General features: G+C 70.2%; 17 protein-coding genes. 12 read left to right on the top strand and 5 right to left on the bottom strand.

Annotation, left to right across the window (positions count from 1 at the left end):
* Both ACFZBU_RS41390 and ACFZBU_RS41385 read right to left on the bottom strand, forming a co-directional pair.
* Window positions 1-760: agmatinase family protein (locus tag ACFZBU_RS41390; RefSeq protein ID WP_391588946.1), on the bottom strand; the 760-nt coding region annotated here is incomplete at its 3' end.
* 390 nt (window positions 761-1,150) lie between these two features.
* Window positions 1,151-2,059 (bottom strand): LysR family transcriptional regulator, encoded by a 909-nt coding sequence (locus ACFZBU_RS41385; RefSeq protein WP_391588945.1) that lies wholly within the window; start codon window positions 2,057-2,059, stop codon window positions 1,151-1,153.
* 386 nt (window positions 2,060-2,445) lie between these two features.
* Between ACFZBU_RS41385 and ACFZBU_RS41380 the strand changes: the two genes are divergently transcribed.
* The 6 genes from ACFZBU_RS41380 (at window position 2,446) to ACFZBU_RS41355 (ending at window position 11,318) form a co-directional block, all read left to right on the top strand.
* Window positions 2,446-2,787, top strand: a complete 342-nt coding sequence (locus tag ACFZBU_RS41380; RefSeq protein ID WP_391588944.1) for a hypothetical protein — start codon at window positions 2,446-2,448, stop codon at window positions 2,785-2,787.
* Window positions 2,788-3,683: 896 nt separating this feature from the next.
* The gene (locus tag ACFZBU_RS41375) at window positions 3,684-4,718 is read left to right on the top strand and encodes a WD40/YVTN/BNR-like repeat-containing protein (RefSeq protein ID WP_391588943.1); all 1,035 of its coding nucleotides are present in this window, start codon (window positions 3,684-3,686) and stop codon (window positions 4,716-4,718) included.
* Window positions 4,719-5,521: 803 nt separating this feature from the next.
* Complete coding sequence (locus ACFZBU_RS41370) at window positions 5,522-7,075, top strand: hypothetical protein (RefSeq protein ID WP_391588942.1); 1,554 nt, start codon at window positions 5,522-5,524, stop codon at window positions 7,073-7,075.
* A 208-nt stretch (window positions 7,076-7,283) separates the two neighbouring features.
* A complete protein-coding gene (locus ACFZBU_RS41365; protein WP_391588941.1) occupies window positions 7,284-7,742 on the top strand; it encodes a MarR family winged helix-turn-helix transcriptional regulator in 459 nt (152 codons plus the stop codon).
* 26 nt (window positions 7,743-7,768) lie between these two features.
* Window positions 7,769-9,217, top strand: a complete 1,449-nt coding sequence (locus ACFZBU_RS41360) for an MFS transporter (protein ID WP_391588940.1) — start codon at window positions 7,769-7,771, stop codon at window positions 9,215-9,217.
* A gap of 985 nt (window positions 9,218-10,202) precedes the next feature.
* Window positions 10,203-11,318: a hypothetical protein gene (locus ACFZBU_RS41355; protein ID WP_391588939.1), complete on the top strand. Its 1,116-nt coding sequence runs from the start codon at window positions 10,203-10,205 to the stop codon at window positions 11,316-11,318.
* Window positions 11,319-11,640: 322 nt separating this feature from the next.
* On the opposite strand, the gene ACFZBU_RS41350 is transcribed toward ACFZBU_RS41355, so the two are convergent.
* Window positions 11,641-11,937 carry a YciI family protein gene (locus ACFZBU_RS41350; protein ID WP_391588938.1) on the bottom strand — a complete coding sequence of 99 codons (297 nt, stop codon included), beginning with the start codon at window positions 11,935-11,937 and terminating at the stop codon, window positions 11,641-11,643.
* Between the two features lie 194 nt (window positions 11,938-12,131).
* On the bottom strand, window positions 12,132-12,461 hold the full coding sequence (locus ACFZBU_RS41345; protein ID WP_391588937.1) for a hypothetical protein: 330 nt from the start codon (window positions 12,459-12,461) through the stop codon (window positions 12,132-12,134).
* 27 nt (window positions 12,462-12,488) lie between these two features.
* On the opposite strand from ACFZBU_RS41345, the gene ACFZBU_RS41340 reads away from it, so the two are divergent.
* The 6 genes from ACFZBU_RS41340 (at window position 12,489) to ACFZBU_RS41315 (ending at window position 17,297) form a co-directional block, all read left to right on the top strand.
* Window positions 12,489-12,680 carry a hypothetical protein gene (locus ACFZBU_RS41340; RefSeq protein WP_391588936.1) on the top strand — a complete coding sequence of 64 codons (192 nt, stop codon included), beginning with the start codon at window positions 12,489-12,491 and terminating at the stop codon, window positions 12,678-12,680.
* Window positions 12,681-12,805: 125 nt separating this feature from the next.
* Window positions 12,806-13,471, top strand: a complete 666-nt coding sequence (locus ACFZBU_RS41335; RefSeq protein WP_391588935.1) for a hypothetical protein — start codon at window positions 12,806-12,808, stop codon at window positions 13,469-13,471.
* Window positions 13,472-13,980: 509 nt separating this feature from the next.
* Window positions 13,981-14,697, top strand: a complete 717-nt coding sequence (locus ACFZBU_RS41330) for a hypothetical protein (protein ID WP_391588934.1) — start codon at window positions 13,981-13,983, stop codon at window positions 14,695-14,697.
* Window positions 14,698-14,974: 277 nt separating this feature from the next.
* Entirely contained in the window at window positions 14,975-15,670 is a 696-nt protein-coding gene (locus ACFZBU_RS41325) for a hypothetical protein (RefSeq protein ID WP_391588933.1), read from the top strand.
* A gap of 329 nt (window positions 15,671-15,999) precedes the next feature.
* Window positions 16,000-16,797, top strand: coding sequence for a thymidylate synthase (locus ACFZBU_RS41320; RefSeq protein ID WP_391588932.1), 798 nt, complete (start codon window positions 16,000-16,002; stop codon window positions 16,795-16,797).
* Complete coding sequence (locus ACFZBU_RS41315) at window positions 16,794-17,297, top strand: dihydrofolate reductase (RefSeq protein WP_391588931.1); 504 nt, start codon at window positions 16,794-16,796, stop codon at window positions 17,295-17,297. The genes ACFZBU_RS41320 and ACFZBU_RS41315 overlap by 4 nt, the downstream gene beginning before the upstream one ends.
* Window positions 17,298-17,790: 493 nt before the next feature.
* On the opposite strand, the gene ACFZBU_RS41310 is transcribed toward ACFZBU_RS41315, so the two are convergent.
* Window positions 17,791-18,165, bottom strand: a complete 375-nt coding sequence (locus ACFZBU_RS41310; RefSeq protein WP_391588930.1) for a hypothetical protein — start codon at window positions 18,163-18,165, stop codon at window positions 17,791-17,793.
* Between the last annotated feature and the right edge of the window lie 67 nt (window positions 18,166-18,232).

The raw sequence follows: 18,232 nt of genomic DNA, 5'->3' as shown, positions 1-18,232 counted from the left end.
CGGGGGCCATACCGGGGTCGACGACATCGACGTCCACCGAGAGATGGACGCCGTCGCAGTCGTCCAGCGCGGTGCGTGACGCCTCGGCGAGGCAGACCTCCAGACCACGTTCGACGATCTCGGTCATCTCGTACGAGCGCATGCCCTGTTCGGCCATCCACTCCAGAGTCTCCGGGCCGGGCCAGTAGCCGCGCAGGCCCAATTGCAGGAAACGGTCGCCGCGGGCCGCGCCCGATTCGAGGAGGCGGCGCATCGGCTGGCCGTGGGCGACGAGGGAACCGTGGCAGATGTCGCCGGTGTCGGCGTGGGCGTCGAAGTGGACGACCGAGACCCGGCCCCATCCGACCGCACGTGCGACACCGGTGACGTTCGGGAGGGCGATGGAGTGGTCGCCGCCGAGTACGAGGGGAATCCTGCCGGCGGCCGAGACGGTGTGCACCGCCTGTTCCAACGCGGCGTGTGCCTCTTGCGCGTTGCCGCTGAACATCATGACGTCGCCGGCGTCCTTGACGCGCAGGTCGAGAAGTCCGTCCACACCCAGTGCGAGGGAGGGCCGGCTGCCCTCGTGTTCGAGGTAGCAGGCCTGCCGGATGGCCTTGGGCCCGAACCGGGCGCCCGAGCGGTACGAGGTGCCGCCGTCGTAGGGCGCGCCGAGGATGACCACCTGGGCGTCATCCCACGTCGAGTGTTCGTCCAGATCGCACGGCGGGACGCCCAGGAATGTGACGTCGGGGCCGTACATTGCGCCGTAGCGGGTCATCGGGGAAGTCCTTTGCATCGTGCGGAACGGGCCGCCGGGCCGACCTGTCGCGGTGTGGCGCGATGCGGGCGCTCGGTGAGCAGGTCCGGTGCGCGGCGAACGATCCGCCTGCCGTGGCGGCTGCACCGGACCCACCCACATCACGTTTTTCGCCGGGTCTGCCCGGCCGCCGCCGCGCGCCCATCGCGCAGGCTCAAATCCTCACAGCCTTGCGGCTGGTACAGGTATGGACGAGCTTTCGACGACGCTCCATATGGTCTATGGAAGCTGCGCGCGGCCTGCCCGGGTGTTGCGGCTCCGTGCCTGCATGGGTGTTGCGCGACGCCTGCCCGAGTGACGCGCGAGGCCTGCCCGGGGGTTGGGCGGCGCGCGCCGGGTGGTGCGGTTCCGTCAGGGCATCTTCCGGATCGCCGCCGCGCGGTGCAGTTCCTCTCGCAACCGACCCACCAGAGCCGGCTGGGTGCCTTGAGGGGCGAGAAACCGGACGCTGCGCGAGCCCAAGACCTGTACGGCAGGGCGGGCGACGACGTCGTACCCCGCCTCCAAAGCGAGTTCGGGTACGAGCGCGACGGCGGTGCCGGCTGCGACGAAGCCGTGGACCACACCGTAATCGTCGGTCCTGAGCACCGTCCGGGGTCGGAACCCCAGGGACTGGCAGGTCGCGAAAAGAGTCTGGTCGCTGGGATCGTACGAGCCGCGAGAGACGATCCACCCGTCGTCGGCCAGCAGTTCGATGTCCACCGGACCCGCCGCCCGGGCCTGGGGGTGCGATGCGGGGAGCAGCACCCGGTACGGATCGTCGAACAAGGTCTCGGCCCGCATGTCCGCGCCGTATCGTGCCCCGGCTCCACCGACGTCGTAGATCACGGCGCAGTGCAGCGACCCGGCTCGTACACGTGCGACCAGATCGAGTGGCTCGGCCTCGATCAACTCGATCCGCACGTCCGAACCGATCGCGGCGTCCCGTACGGCCTGGGGAAGCAACCGCGAGGCCGCGGAGTGGAAGGCACCGATGCGCAGCGTCGACACGCCGTGCTTCGCCCGGGCCTCGACATCCGCTTCGACCGCGTCGATCCGGTCGAGCACGGCGCCCGCATGCTCCAGGACCATCGTGCCGACATCGGTCAGGACCGCCCCGGTGGGGCCGCGCTCCACCAGCTTGACCCCCAAGTGCGCCTCCAGCGCCGCGAGATGGTAGCTGATGGTCGGCTGTCCGTAGTGCAGCTCGCGGGCCGCGCCGGCCAACGAACCACTCGAGGCAACGGCGCGGAGCACCTGGAATTGGCGAAGATCGAGCATCCATACATGCTATGTATCCCGGCCGAGCAGCCACCTCGCCCCGTTACCTCCGTCCGTGCCTGACACCAAGGCGCCGCAGTAGGTGACCGCCCTGCGGAGCGAGGCGCCCGTGAAGGCCGCTCGATGTGCCGCGCCGGTCCGGCCGGCGCGTTCACCGCACCATGCGGCTGCGTCGTTGGCGGTCCGTGCGGGGGTGTGGTGGCCGTTGTGTGTCGATGTCCGAACCGGACCTCGGCATCGCCGGGCGGTGGCCGACGCCGCAGACGGTGTCCCGGTGGTGATCCATGCTCCGCACGGGATGCGGGCGGCGTTGGGCGCGCCGCGGGTGGTCGACGGCAACACCGAAGCAGGTGTGGGGGAGGGCCGTTGAACACGGCGGCATCCCCATGGAGTTCGCGACCGAGGTACTCGTCGACCACCCCGCGGGTGTCGAGGAATGCGGTGTGCCCGACCCGACCCCGACCGAATGTTGGACTGGGGCCGCGGAGGACCTGGTCGACCGGGAGGAGATCGTCGTCCGCCTGGACCGGGCCGGGCGACGACGCGCTGCGCTCCACGAGGAATGCCGAGGCCAAGGCGCCGACCGGCTGCGTGAATCCCACCTGCACATCACGGGCCGCGCCGACGGCCCGGAGGCCACCACGGAACTCCTGCTGCGCCCCTGCCGGGAGCAGATCGCGGCATGCGACCGCGCGGTCGAACCCGAAACCGAACACAGACGCCATTGACCGGCTCGACCAAGCGGCGGAACCGGATCCGGCGAGTGGGCCCGGCCGCACTTCCGTATCCGGGCATGTAGACCAAGATGGCCCCGGGATCTACAGGCCCAATCTCGCGGTGAACGCCGAGAAGGTGGGTGCTACGACCCGCCACTGGCACAGATGGGGGTTCGTCCAGAGAGAGAGGTCAAGTGGGCTGGGAGGGCAAGTCCACGGACTGTCGCAGGCGCCATGGCGTGCAGCTTCGCACGGCAGGACGACTCTGCTGCGGGGGCCACCCCAAGGAGACATGCTCCAGCCGTGAAACCCGCGCGTACGCCTGTTGGCCGCCCCGTACCGAGAGGCACTCGGCTTGCCCCCTACCTCCCGATGCGAATGACGAAGCTTCGCCCACCCGCGAGACGACCGGGCGTCGAGGTCACCCGCCCACCAACGTGACCACCACGCTCCCACCCCCGGCCGCGCGTTCGACCGCCGCCCACGGAACCGGTGAGAACGCTGCGGGACTTCCGATGTTGCGTCAGGCCAGGCACGGGTGGGTGCCGCGTCCCATCAGGCCAGCCCCAACCCTGACGCGCTGACCACCTCAATCGGGCCGAACACGGTCGGCCGCGCGGTGTGAGGGATGGGTTGTCGTCGGGCCGTTCTAGTGCCGCGTCCGGCAACGTTTGCCCCGCCACGGCGCCCGGCACGGCACCTCGCCGCCCCGCCGAAACGTCCGAGTACTCCGGTACGAGAACGTTCCGGCGCGACACCGATGCACCGCACCGAACACCGCGACGGGGCAAACGTTGCCGGACGCGGCACTAGGATCGGTCCTGGTGATGGCCTGTTCTCCCGGTTGAGCGGTTCGGCGATGTGGGCCGTGATCGTCCGCACCGGACCGAGCCGGAGGAAGCGCTGCGATGAACGAGCCGGGGGATGCCGCCGCCGTCTTGGAAGGCGGGAGTTCGGGTGGGGGGTCGCACGGGTCCTCGGAGGAGGCTTCGCGCGAGTTCGTGGAGGACATCGTGGTCGTCCACGAGGGCGGCGGCGTGGTGCACTTCCTGTTGATCGCGTACGCCCCCGGTGACTCGGGCAACGCGGTGGGGTACGTCTTTCGGCGGCCCGTCGGCAGCGACGAGGCGGCCGAGAACATCCTCGCGACCAACGACACGCTCCGCGAGCTGTGGTGTTCGCCGCAGGGGCATGTGTGGGCGACGAGCAGCACCGGTCTGGTCTGGACGAGCGCACCTGTTCCCTGGACGGACACCGCGCCGCCGGACCTCGAGTTCGACACGCCCGAAGGCGGTGTGACCTGGCGTCACACCGCGCTGCCCGCACAGGCGCACAACCGCGGTCGGCCGAACCCGGCGGCCGTTTGGGGGACTTCGGACGACGACGTACACATCGCAACCTTCGGCGGCGTGCTCTACCACTGGAACGGCCGCCACTGGTCGCAGTTCCACCCGGGTATCGGCGCACCGATCGGTGCCATCCTCGGCCGCGCGGCGAACGACGTGTATGCCGCCGGCCACAACAGCACCCTGCTGCACTTCGACGGGACCGCGTGGACGCGGATCGCCGATCCGGACGGACCCGACGCGGCCGACCTGCTGGCGGGCATCGCCTTCGACGCCGACGGCGACGTGTACGTCACCGGCAGATCGCGCGGCGGCCGCGTACTCCGCGGGTCCGCACGGCGCGGCTTCTCGGTGGCCGTACGCGACCGAGTCGCCGCGATCGGCGTGGCGTTCGTCGAGGGACGGTTGTTCTGCGCCGCGGGGAAGGGCGGCGTCGTGGAACTGACCGCCCAGGGCCCGAACACGCTTCGCGACGACATCGCCGCGTGGTCGATCGCCGAGGGCGAGGGCCGCGTCTACGTGACGGAGACACCGGGAGAGGCCGCATACTCCGAACTCGACCTCGCCACCGGGCGATGGCACCGCCGGTACTACTGAGCGACGTCTCATGCGGTACGGCCGCAACCGCGACGGAGCCGCGTTCTGGGCGGCGTATCGGGTGGCGGCGACGGACAACCCTGCGTGGCACCTCCACGGACCGGCAGGACGCGGCACCGCATCGCGTTCGACGGTCGGAACGCGAACGCGCACGAGCCGCTCGACATCGATGCCGATCCGCCCGTGCACGCGCGGCACGACGAGGAAGGCGAGTTCGTGGGCATTCTGCAAGCCCGGCGTCTTTCAGGGGACTGGCTGCCGGTGGTCCACGTGTAGTCGGGTTCGTCGTCCGTCGTCCGTCGTCCGTCGTCCGTCGTGCGGTGCGCGGTTGATCAGGATGCGTCCCATGCCTTGGCGTCGGGTCGGCCGCCCGGGCGAACAACGACGCGACCTCCAACCATGTCCGGGCCTGCTCGAACCGGATGGCACCGGCCGCCGCTCCGACCCTGCCCCGCACCGGGCGGAACTCGCGCTGCCCCGCCGCGGCGGGCGCTGCGCCGGCCTCGCCGACGACGAGGAAGCGCAGCGCATGTGTCGTGACCACTTGGCGCGAGTTGCCGGCGTGTCGAACGATCCTTCGAGGAGGTGGGTACGCCGTGAAGCGGGTCGGTCCGGTGTTGGCGGCGGCGTCGTGATCGGAGGCTCTCCGCCGGACATGCGGTGTCGTACATTGCCGTGCCGTGAACTCATCGGCTGTGGGCGGACTTTCCCGGAGTCGTGTTGTCCGTGCCGTGCGGCAGCATGACGCCTGGTGGCCCGGGTCGAGGACGCGGGGGCCGGTGACGTTCGGGGGGTGAGTGTTCGTGCGGACGGTGTTCGAGGGTTCGGTGCACGTGCAGTACACGCAGATGTACGTCGACAGCCGCGCCAACTGCGTGTCGATCCGGGACGACCACCAGGCGGGGCAGGTCAACGGCCTGTGCGGCGCCGCCGTGGAGGGGTATCTGTTCCTGACCACCGGCATGCACACCGGCCACGTCGGGCTGACCATCGAGGTCCACGAAACCCCACCTGCGGTGGACGAGCGGTGGGAGGACGTGGTCGAGGCGTCGTTCACCCCACAGACCCGCACCGTGTGGCTCGCGCAGTGGGAGGGCGGAATCGCGTGCGAGTTCGAACTCGATCCGGTCGACCATCGGGTGCGTTACTGCGCGGTGGGGATGGACGAGGCCACCGCCCACGGCGTGGTGTTCGACGGCGAGCCGCCGGTCGACCGCTACCTGCTGCAGTTCTGGCCCGCGCCCGCGGAACCGGACCGCGTGGTGCGGCAGACCAGCGACCAGGCGGCCTATTGGAACCAGGTCGCCCGGGACCGGCCACCGCCCCCGACGCCCCACGAACGGGCCGCGGCAGCGTGCGCGGCCCGCGAGGAAGAGGCCCGCGCGTACGCGGAAACCGTCCGGAAGTACGAACTCCGCATGTGGGCTGACCGGTTGCCGACCGAGCGGCTGCGGCGGGTGGGCGGGAACGTGCACGGTATGCGCATGCTCGACGTGCATCTGGTCCACGCGATCGCGCGGGTCGACGACGGGACGCAACGCGAGATCGCGCGCTGGGCGGCGCACCGCGCCCATGCTCTGGCGGGGCTCGACGGCGTCGACTGGATCGCCCCGGCGTTGGCGGCGCTCGATATGGGCGCGCCGCTCCCCGCGCCGTTCGACGAGCCGGACGTAGCGTGGCGGCGCCTGCTCGAGGACCCGAATGTTCCATGCACCACGATCACCCTCCCGGACGGGACCACCCACAACGCGCTCCAACAGGCTTGCGCACTGCCGGCGTTGCTCGGCGCCGCCGAGCCGGACTCCCTGCAGGCCGCCCTGGACGCCCTGTACGCCGCCGCGGTGACCCATGGCACCGACCACCGGGCCTTCCTGGACGAGGTCCGCGACACCTGGCCCGGGCTCGGTGTCGTACCACCCGCGCCGGCCGAGTCGCCCCCGCCGCCCTTTCCCTTCCCCCTGCTCACCCGGGACGTGCCCGACGACACCGCGTCGGGCGAGCCGACCCCGGCAGCCGAAGCACAGCCCACCGCTTCGGCGCCCGACCTCAAGGCCCCGAAGGCCCCCAAGGCCCCGCCCCGGACCCGCCCATCAGCCATGCCTCCCGTCGCTCCCCCCACCGCACGGCGTCCCCCTGGCATGGGCCTCGCACCGCCGGTTCCGGCCCCCGGTCCCCGGCCGCGCCCCGCCGGCGAAGGAGTCCCGATCGCGAGAGCCGAGATCGTCATCGCCGCGACGTTCCCGGGCCGGCCGGCGGCCGCCGAGGCCGTCGCAGCGGACGGGGCGGCGCGTGTCCCGATCAGGGAGGACGTCGATTCCGACGGCGACGGCGAGCAGGAGCCTCCGGACGCCGGATGAACACCTTGGGCATGAGGGCGGGGGATGTCGTGCACGGACATGAGACGTGCCACGACCGGGTTTTCTGCGGAAGGGCGGTTACGAGCGGTGTCGGGGACCGCGGCGCGCGACTCGCTGCCGCACGTCAGCAAGCTCCCGCGCGTGGTGGCCGCCGAACCCTGATCGAGAGATGCATAAAGGATTCATATAAAACTGCTATGCTTCGGGCGTGAGTCGCCGAGACGCCGCGCACGGCGCTTCCGATGCCATCGGGTCAGCCCTCTACGGTCTGGCCACCAGGGCCGTGAGACGCCTTCCCCGCGACATGAGCCTGACGTCCGCCGCCACCTTGGCCACCCTGGACAAGACCGGCCCGCGACGGATCACCGATCTGGCGCTGGCCGAGGGCGTCACCCAGCCCGCGATGACCGTCCTGGTCCGGGTGATGGAGGAAGCCGGGCTGGTCGAGCGGAAGGGCGATCCGTCCGACAAGCGGGTCACGCTGGTGTGCCTGACCGAGGCCGGCGCGTCGTACGTCCGGACGCGACGCCAGGCGGGCGTCGACGCGTACGCGCGGTTGATCGACGAACTCACCGGTGACGAGGTCGAGGCCTTGGCAGCAGCCCTTCCGGCGCTGCTGCATCTGGCGGAGCTCGAAAGCCAGGCCCGAGAGGCGTCGGACCGGTGACCGCGGCCCAGGCTCGTGACCAGCCTGTGAGCACCGCGCGTTCCGAGGCACGTCTGCTGGTCCCCGCCCTGATGTTCATCGCCCTGGTCGTGGCGGCGGTCGGCAGCCTCGGGACGCCGCTCATCACCAGTGTGGCAACCACGTTCCACGTCTCCCTCGACAGCGCGCAGTGGACGCTGACCATCGCCCTGCTCAGCGGCGCCGTCGCCACACCCGTCCTCGGCCGGCTCGGAGCCGGTCCGCACCGGCGGGCCACGATTCTCACCACGCTGGCGATCGTCGTCGTCGGCAGCGCGCTCACCGTGCTGCCGCTGCCGTTCGCCTGGCTGCTCGTGGGCAGAGCGGCCCAAGGCGTCGGACTCGGTCTCACGGCGCTGATGATGGGCGTGGCCCGCGACCATCTTCCCGAGGAGCGCAGCGCGGCCACGATCGCCCTGATCTCGGTGGTCTCCATCATCGGAGCCGGCGTCGGCTACCCGCTGGCCGCGCTGCTCGCCGAGTTCGGCGGACTGCGGGCCGCCTACGGCCTCGGCCTGCTCGTCACCGCCATCGCCTTCGTGACCGCGTGGCGCTCCATACCCGCAGCTCCGGAAGGCCGCTCCGCTCACGTGAACGTCGCCGGTGCGCTCCTCCTGGCGGGTGGACTGCTCCTCGTCCTGTTCCTGGCCGGCGAGAGGAGCCTGTGGAGCCGACACCTCGCCGTGGCGGTGACTCTTGCCGTCGCCGCCGTACTCCTGCTCTGCGCCTGGACCGTTGCCGAACTGCGAACCAGGAAGCCCCTGATCGACATCCGGGCGGTACGGCACCCGGCGGTCGCCGGGGCGAACATCGCCATGTTCGTCGGCGGGAGCGGCATGTACCTCCTGCTCACGCTCATCACCCGCTACGCGCAGACGCCGCACAGCGCCGGCTACGGCTTCGGACTGACCACCTTCGTGGCGGGGTTGGTCCTCATCCCGTTCTCCGTGCTGGGGTACGTCGCCGGCAAGCTCACGCCGCGGGTCCGCGAACGGATCGACGGCCCGCTGGTCCTGGCCGGCAGCGCCGCCATCGTCGGCGGCGGGTTCCTCCTGTTCGCCACCACCCGGTCCAACCTGGCCGAACTGCTCGCGGCCATGGGCGTGCTGGGCTTCGGCGTCGGCAGCTTCTCGGCCGCCATGCCCGGCGTCATCCTGGCCGTCACCCCCAAGCGCGAGACGTCGAGCGCCATGAGTTTCAACTACGTCGTCCGCAGCGTCGGGTACTCCCTGGGCAGCGCCATCGGCGGTCTGATCCTGGCCGCCGGCACCCCCACGGGCCACCTCTTCCCGAACGACGACGCCTACACGACCGCAGCGCTGGTCGGCGTCGCCGCGATGGCGATCACGACGATGGCCGGCCTCGCCCTCGCCCTCCGACGCTCACCCGAGACCAATGCGATCACAGCCCCAGCCGGTGTGTCGGGCCTGGGCCGGTCGAGTCGAAGCGGAAGCTGAGGATCGAAGCCGTCCGACCTCGACGCCGTCTCCGCCGGCTCGCCGACCCACAGCGTGCCGGCCATGGATCCGAGCATGCTTGCGAGCAGCAAATTCCGAACCAGCAGGAACCGTGGCCAAGGGCCATCGGGTCAGCGCTTACCGCACCATTGCGGACCGGGAGAAGCCGCAGATGCCGGGCGTGCTGACCCGGTTGTCCGTGGGAACCGTCTGCTACGGCCTCTACGCCAACCCCAAGAGCGGCAACCAGGGCGCGATCGCACGCGACGGAGCCATCGAGGGCTGGGACCTGCATCCGGGCGGCGGACCGTACGAGGACGACACCCCCGAGGAGGTCTTGGTCGCCTACCTCTACCGGTACAACGCGGTGGCCTTCACCTTCGCCTTCGCGGGACTGCGCCCGACCGAAGCGCGGGCGGTCGTCGGACCCCCCGACCTGTGGGTTCGATTGGCGGAACGCGACTACTGGGAACACCGACGGATTGCTTCCCGTCAGGTCCCTCCGGTGCGGAGGTGCGGAGGTGCGGAGGTGCGGAAGTGCGGGCGAGAGTGGCCGCCTGGCGGTCCGTGTGAGGACTTGGCACCGTACGTTCGGGCTGCCATGCACCCTTCGCTCCCGCACCGCGGCTTCCGCAAGCGGGGCTCGGCGCGGGCCGACTCCGTCCGAAGCCTCGCCGGGCGATGCCCTATCCTCGCGCCGATCAGTGTCGGGCGAGTTCGGGGGAACGTCATGCGTCGGAGAATCGTCGGTATCGTCGCGGCGGGGGTGCTCGGACTCGGGGGTCCGATGTGGCTGTCCGGATGTACTTCGTCGGATGGGTCGGGTTCCTCCGCTTCGAAGAGACCCCCCGGGCCGGCGAGTGGCCCGAACGCCGGGAAGGGGCCGTCCTATTCGGGCCCCGCGCTCCCGGGGCTCCAGGCGAGCCCGGTGTGGTCGCTCGCGACGCCGCAGGGGGCGGGCGGTGAGAAGCCGAACGTCTTTCCGGTGGGTACGGCGGTCGTTGTCGCCACCGCGAACGGCGCACGGACGACGGTGGAGTTGCGGGACGCCGCCACCGGACACGTGCGCAAAAGCTTCACCACCGACGGCCGGGTCAGCGGTGAAACGTGGTGGGGCAAACCGGCGATCGTCGTGCGGGAACAGCGCGTTGTGCCGTCGGACGGACTGAGCGCCGAAAAGCGTTCGTGGTCGGTCGACGCCTACGACGAGCGCGGCGAGCCGCTCGGGCGGACCGAACTGCCCTTCCTGGGAAGGGAGAACACCAATGGCGCCGCCATCGAGGACGGTTGGCTGATCCGGACCACCGACAGCCGCCCGGGCGGGAGTGTGACCGTGCTGCGTGCGGGCGACATGGGATCGGGGCAGGTGTTCACCTGCGCGAAGGATTGCAGTTTCGCAGTCGGGAGCGGGCGTCGCGCCTCGGTGGTCGGCAGTGGCGAGGTGCCGCTTCTGGTGAACGGAACGGTGTTCACGATCGAGCGCACGGGCACCGGCACGCTCGCCCCGCGCCGGATCGTCGCCCATGACGCGGCCTCCGGTGCGCGGCTGTGGGCCACCGACACGGTGGACAAGCCGGCCGGCGCCGACCCGAAGGCGTACGACACCGGCTCGCTGCCGGACATCCTCGGCTCCGTCGACGGCAGGATCGCCATCGCGTGGGACACGAAGCCCTACGGCCAGGCCGCGGTGGTGAGTCTCCACGATCGGGCCACCGGTCGCCTGGTGGCCACCGGGCCCACCAGTCCCGAGGGAGCGTCGACCGTCCTCACCGACGCGACCGGCGCGGTGGCGGTGCTGGGCAGCGGCGGTACGAACTCCCGGAGCACCGTCTGGGAGCCGTCGTCGGGCCGTACGTTGTGGCAGCAGGCCGCAGACGAACACCCGCTCAGCGCCGAGAGCGTCGTCGGCGGCGTGCTCTACGGGATCCGGGCCGATCAGGACACGATGAACACTCGGACCCCCATCGCCGTCGACGTGCGCACCAAGCAGGTTCTGGCGCAGGGCTTCGACGCGACCTACCTACCGACGCCGATCGGCGAGCGTTTCGCAGTGGTCGCCACCCACCTCGCGGTGTTCGTCTTCGCCGTCCAGCCGCAGTAGCGCGCCACGCACACCCGCGCCACGCACACCTGCGGCAGCCTCCTCGTGCGGGGTCCCGCATTCGCAGGGCGAAGGGGCCACCTCGTGCGACCGCCGTCCTCACGACTTCGACGGCGGGGACGGTGACCGGCCGGGTCACCGGTACCAACGGCGGTTGGGCCAGGGGGCGACAGGTTTGCCTGATGGTCGCCGAACGCCTGCGTTGTCTGTCCGGTACCGAATACTCCGATGTCTGGGACCGTTTCGATGCCCGGTTCACCTTCAGGCCCGCCGTGTGCGTGTTCCCGGGGATCACACACCACCCCTGAGCCACAGGTGGACTCTAGGCGCGCCGACCGTCGAGGCGGATCGTCCACGGTTCGACGCTGTCCACTCGAAGGTGCGTCTCGCTCCACGGATCACGCGCGAGCATGGCACGGACGGTGTCCTGCGATTCGGCCTCGACGACGAGCACCACGCGATGCTCGTCGGCGAGTGGTCCGCCCAACACGACGGCACCCGACTCCACCAACTCGTCCATGAAGGACGCGTGGGCGGGCCAGTCGGACTGCTCCTGCATCGGGCGGGACGGATCCCAGCGGGGACCGGAGCGGCGGAGGAAGACGAGGAACACAGCCACGCTCGGACTCTACCGAACCGCAGGAGGGCAGCACGCCGCGCGCCCGCGCCGCACGCACGAAAGCCCTGGACCCCCGGCGCCGTTGTTGCGGATGTGCACGAGCGGTTCGCGGGTCGGGCCGCCCCCCGTCGGGATGCCGCATGACACCGGCATACGCCCGCAACCGGCCCCGTCGTTACCGCTGACCGAAAATCTCAGTATCGTTCGCGGCGGCGGGTCGTCAGCGTCACCACGATCAGCATCAGCAGGGCGGCTGCGGCGTGCACGAGCGACAACGTCATCCGCTCGTGCACGGAGCTCATTTCCCGCTCGATCCGTTCGTCGGTCGGTCCGAGCCACGGGCAACCCATCGAACGCCACAGCCGGATCATCGGGGCCGGCGCGAGCACGGCGGCGGCCGCGATCGCGGTCGCCTTCAACGCTGCCGAGCCGATCGCGCCGCGCCGCGTTTCCCGCGCCGGACCGTGCCGGACCGCGCGGTCCCAGGACACCAGCACGGCCCACGCCAAGACGAGCACCATCATCAACAAACACAGTCCCGTGACACCCGGATGTTCGTCGGTCCGAGGCCGAAGCAGCGGCGCTTGCAGAGCGGTTGCCGGGCCGGGGCGGTAGAGGTCATCGCCGAACACGTCCGCGAGTTCTTCGACGTCCTCGGCGTGCCGGCCGTGCCAGGCCTCGATCGCTTCGGCCCGCTCGCCCGCCTCGCGCAGGCTTCGGCGGGCAGCGCGCGTTCGACGTAGGCGGACAGGTTTCCCGCCGACGCGGTTTTGGCAGTGGCCGGCAGGTCTGCGGGAAGCGTCACCGTGACCCGTTCCTTGATTGTCATACCGCGGCGAAATGTGACCGAGTGGGTGACGATCTCTCGGTGGGTGTGGGTGTCGCTGTCGGCGGCCCGGTGTTGCGTTGGCGCCGCGAGGAGACCCTCCTGGAGCTCGAATGGAGCTCGGAAGACGTGCGGTTGGCGCTGTTGTCGGCGGCGGTGGTCGAGAACCACGAGTACCAGGTCTCCAGGTGGAGCGAACGCGACGACGCGGTCGCCGAGCTCGGGGTGTGGCAGGCTCTCGGGCTCGACCGTGTGGGAATGGAGGACGTGTTCATACCGGGCGATCAACAGGCCCAGACCTGGGAGGAGTTCGTCCTGGGGCTGGAGGAGACGTTGTCGGCGATGGTGTGGGACATGGGCCGACTGGACGACGAACTGGTCCTGGTGATGCGGCCGGAGACGGACGAGGACAATCCGAACGTGGTGCAGTTGATCTGCAACGGTCGGCTGCTGCACCTGGAGGCGAGCACCGCGGTGCTGAGCCCGTCCACACTCGCGGGCCTGGGCTGGCGGCCCGGCCCCGAGGCCGACTTCCACGTCCTCGACTTCCCACACCCCCACCCCAGGGACGCCGTGCGCGCGGCCCGGACGCTGGTGGACACCTTGCGCGCGCAGGACGTGCAGCTGGGCGATCTGCGGCACACGGCGTGGCTGAACAGGAGCGACTGCATGCTGATCCTGTACGGGCTGGGCCTCGAGACACTCTGAGTGGTCCTGGCGTCGGCCACCACACCGGGCGGGGATGTGGTTGCCGGTTTCCCAACCGGCGGCGCTCCGGGACCGGACACCGCAGGAGGCGCATTCTCGATCATTGCCACACAGGCGGACCTGCTCGATACGACCGAGAACCGAGAGACGAGTCCTACCGGCGCTCCGACCATCGGATGGCCCCGGCGCCCGCCCTCCTTCATCCAGGATTTGCCGGCCGGTCATGTTCGCTGCCAGGTAGCGAGGCCGGTACTGCGGCGGTGCCGAGGGAGACGTAGCCGCGCTTGCCGTAGCGGTATCGGGCCGGTGCTGCTTGTACCGGTGATGACTGGTTCGACGTGTTGCGCTGCCTACAGGCCTCGCGGTCGAGGCTGGGCCGCCGGGCAAGGGCGTGTTGTGATCATGTCCGATCCCGCGCCTTTGTGATGCGTCAACGTGGCGTGCGAGTAAGGAAGTTGTGGTTTGTTCGTTGTCTTCTGTCTGTCGGCGGCCGGGTCTACGCTGGATGCATGTCTCCCGGTGAGTTGGTGCGGCCCGGCCCTGACGCCGGCACGACCGACCTTGTCTTCCGCGAGAAGGGCGGTTCGGACGGCCAGGCGGTGCTCATCGCACTTGCCGCTGTGGCGTGGGTGCCCATTCTGTTCGGCGGCGCCGGATGCATGATCTTCTGGTTGATGGTCGGCTTCGGCGCCGGCTCCGCCGAGGCGCTTTCCGTGGCCGGTCTGTCCGCGGCAGCCGCCTCCCTGATCACCTGTCCGTTCGTCGCGGCCAAGGAGCTGCGTCGTGTCCGCCGGGTTCGGTTTGCCCCGACGCAGGCCCCGGCCCGGTTCCGCTTCGTGCGCGCCCGTCGGCCCGGTCCATGGCTGCCGATCGCCGACCTGGCGCGAATACTTCTGCACGAGACCATCATCGAGACCGACGTGGGCGGCGACCCGCGGCCGGCCGGCGGAATGGTGTCGGTGGCGATTGTGATCGGCGATGACCACGTTGTGCACGTCTATTCCGGCCCGGAGTCCCCGGACGCGCGGCAAATGAAGCAAGACCTGGATGCCCTGCTATCGGGAGTCGGCGTCCCCGTTGTGTTGGAGACATCGCACGTGCGATTGCCCAAGCCTCCGGCGAGCCCTTCGCGCTCCGGATCGGCTCACGTTGCCGCGATCGTCACCAATGTGAACTCAGGCGGTGCAGGCCCCGGCAACGCGGGCGGGTCCACCGGCGGCGCGTGATCCTGTGACCGGCGTGTGTCCGGGGCCGGGGCTGGGCGGGGTCGGGAACGGATGGATTCGGACGCGTCCGAGCGGGGCGATTCCACCGGCGATGCCACTCCGGAACGACGGACGATGGTCGAGTTCCACCGTCGGGTCGCGCTCGTGGGGTCGGTGCTCCTGGCGGTCGTCGGTGCGGCGGCGTAGCGTGCGGGTTCGGTTTCCCGTGCCGGGTTCCGAGTTCCGGGCTCCGAGTTCCGGGGTTCCGGGTTCCGGTGTGGAGGACGTTCCCCGGGGGGTGGGTGCGATTTCCGTCGTTGATTCCGCGCGTGGTCTCCTGTTCGTCGACAACCACTCGCTGCACCTGGTCGCGGGGGAGAGGTTTGCCTGGGACTGGCCGTATTCCGGGAACACCACCGGTCTCGTCCAGGCCCGGGACGACGAGGTCCGCTTGAGCACCGGACTGGCGACGTGTGGGCGGATGCCGTTGACGGTGGAGGTCCACGACACGGACTCGGGCACACCAGCGGACGGTTGGGAGGACGTCGCGGAGTCCTCGCTGACCGTGCACACCGACGACTTCCACGTCGTGGAGATCTGCGATGTCCCCTCCGTGCGCCTACCCCTCGGCGCCGACGGGGCGGCCACCTTCCGGGTCCGGGTCCACGCCCACGGACGGGACCTGGAATACGACGGCAGCGCCGGCGACCCGGCAGGCGAGCGCTACCTCGTCCAACTGTGGCCCGCGGCCCACGCCCCGGACCGCGTCGTACGGCTGAGCGCCTTCGCCCGGCGCGCACTGGACGCCGCCATCGCCCACGCCCGCAACCCCCTGCCACCTCTCCCGCTCCCGCCCCCGATTCCGCCCGGCCCGCCCATGACCGAACCGCGCCCGATGTCCGCGCCCGCCTCGGGCAGCGGGCAACACCCCACAACCATCGGGGCCATGCGGCGGTCCGCGGACGACGACCGACGGATTCCTCCCGCCCGCTAGCCTGCGGTCCAAGAGCCCGGACGCCGAACCAAGCGCGTTGGCGGCCCAAAGGACCTCCCGGCCGACCTGCCCCCTGCCCACCGAATGCGGAAACGGCATCCTCGTGTGGCTCGACTCCGGCTGACCCACCGGCCGGCCGGAGGCTGCCTCCGCCCCAACCGACGTGGTAGGACCCCGAGCAACCGCCGCCGTACATGCAGCCGAGGCGGGCCGCCGGTGTCCGATGCGTCGTGGCGTTCGCTGTGGTGCGGTAGGCCCACCGGTGTCCCGGCGTGCGGGGGATGCACTGCCGTCGAGTGGGCCGGGGCGGGCCGGTAGACTCGACTGCCGTGGCGGACACCCAGTACGAAGACCTACTGCGACTGGTGCTCACCTCCGGGACGGCCAAAGCCGACCGGACGGGCACCGGGACGCGAAGTGTCTTCGGGCACCAACTGCGCTACGACCTCTCGCGGGGGTTCCCGCTGGTCACCACCAAAAAGGTGCATCTCAGGTCCATCGTGTACGAACTCCTGTGGTTCCTGCGCGGCGACTCCAACGTCGGCTGGCTGCGTGAGCACGGCGTCACCATCTGGGACGAATGGGCCGATGCGAACGGCGACCTCGGCCCGGTGTACGGCGCACAGTGGCGCTCCTGGCCCACCCCGGACGGCAGGCACATCGACCAGATCGGCGATGTTCTCGACACTCTGCGCCGCGACCCCGACTCCCGCCGGATGATCGTCTCCGCCTGGAACGTGGCCGAGCTGACCAATATGGCACTCGCGCCGTGTCACGCCTTCTTCCAGTTCCACGTCGCCGACGGCAAGCTCTCCTGCCAGCTGTACCAGCGCAGCGCGGACCTGTTCCTCGGCGTTCCTTTCAACATCGCCGGCTATGCCCTGCTCACGCACATGGTGGCGCAGCAGGTCGACCTCGAGGCGGGCGACTTCATCTGGACCGGCGGCGACTGCCACATCTACGACAATCACGTCGAGCAGGTGACCGAGCAGCTCTCCCGCACCCCGTTCGAGTTTCCCGAGTTGCGCCTGCGCCGAGCCGACTCGCTCTTCGACTACGCCTACGCCGATGTGGAGATGCTCGACTACCGGCACCACCAGGCCATCAAAGCCCCGGTCGCGGTGTGAACGTCGGGCTCATCTGGGCGCAGACTCTCGACGGCGTCATCGGCGCGGACAACGCGATTCCGTGGCGACTGCCCGAGGACCTGGCCCATTTCAAGGCGACCACCCTGGGCCATCCAGTGGTGATGGGGCGCAAGACGTGGGACTCGCTGCCTTCGCGATTTCGGCCGCTGCCCGGCAGACGCAACATCGTGGTGACTCGCAATCCGCGATGGGTGGCCGAGGGCGCGGAACGCGCCGGGTCCGTCACCGACGCTCTGGCACTCGCTGCCGAGCCGTCGGAACCGGGCGTCCCCGGTGCCGCATGGGTGATCGGTGGCGGGGAGATTTATGGTGCCACCCTGGAATACGCCACGATGCTTTCGGTGACCGAAGTCGAATCCACGGTGGACGGCGACACCTACGCCCCGACACCGGACTCGACGTGGAAAGTCGCCGAGGACAAGGGCTGGCAGTTCTCGACGTCCGGGCTGCGCTACCGCATCCGCAGATATGCCCGGTGACCGTCGACTCACCACCGTGACCCGGGCCGATCCTCCGTTGTCCGCCGGCTCGTCTGGCCGAGACGGGTCGAGGAAACGAAGGGGCACCAGGTGCGGCCCCGTCTTCGCGCGTGAACTCCACGCCGAACGCCGGATCCAAGCTCCCCCCGACGGACGCCACCCAAGGCGCCTCGACCCACAGCGTGGTCCGCAGGAACTGATTCCCTGACACCCGGGGCGGGGGCCGACCGCCACCGCGCCCCGGGGCAGGGAGCGGCCTTGTTGTCGCCGGGCGGGCGTTGCCATCGCTCGACCGCTCCGGTGTGCACCGCGCACAAGGCCGACATCCAGGACGACTACACCTGGGCGCTGCGCGAATCGCCCTCGTCCTCGACCATTCCGAGGCTGACATCCACGACGCGCGCACACGGTCCGCCCGGATCGCGGCCGGGACCCCCGCCCTTCAGGCCTCGCCCTGCCGACCACGACGGGCGCGGGTCAGGTACGGCGCACCTCACTGGTCGGAATAGCTGACATCACCAACGCTCCAGGCGCTGATGTCCTCGATCGCGACGCGATACATTCCGCCCGTCTCGGGGATCCCGAGGCTGCCCTGCAGGACCCGGGCAAGATGGAAGTGCAGGTGCGTGGGCGCGGTGCCGCGATCGGGTCGGCCCGGTGTCCGGTCCACCGCGAAGACATCGGAGAACGGACCGAGGTGGTCCGAGTTCCTCAGGACCTCCGACACACGCTCCCGCCACACGGCTTCCGGGGCCAAACGGCCGGTGATGACGGCTCCGCCGACCACCACGGTCAACGACATCTGATTGCTTTGCCCGGACTCCACCATGGCGGAGACGTTCACGAGCAGTTCGTCAGGGTTCGACATGGAAGCCGATTCTATTCGGCACCCCGTCCAGGCGCACCGGTGGGACGCAGAATATCCACCGAGAGCA

The sequence above is a fragment of the Embleya sp. NPDC008237 genome (genome assembly GCF_042956465.1).
GTDB lineage: Bacteria > Actinomycetota > Actinomycetes > Streptomycetales > Streptomycetaceae > Embleya.
Note: the sequence above shows the minus strand (reverse complement) of the source record. Positions and strands in the feature narration are given on the sequence as shown.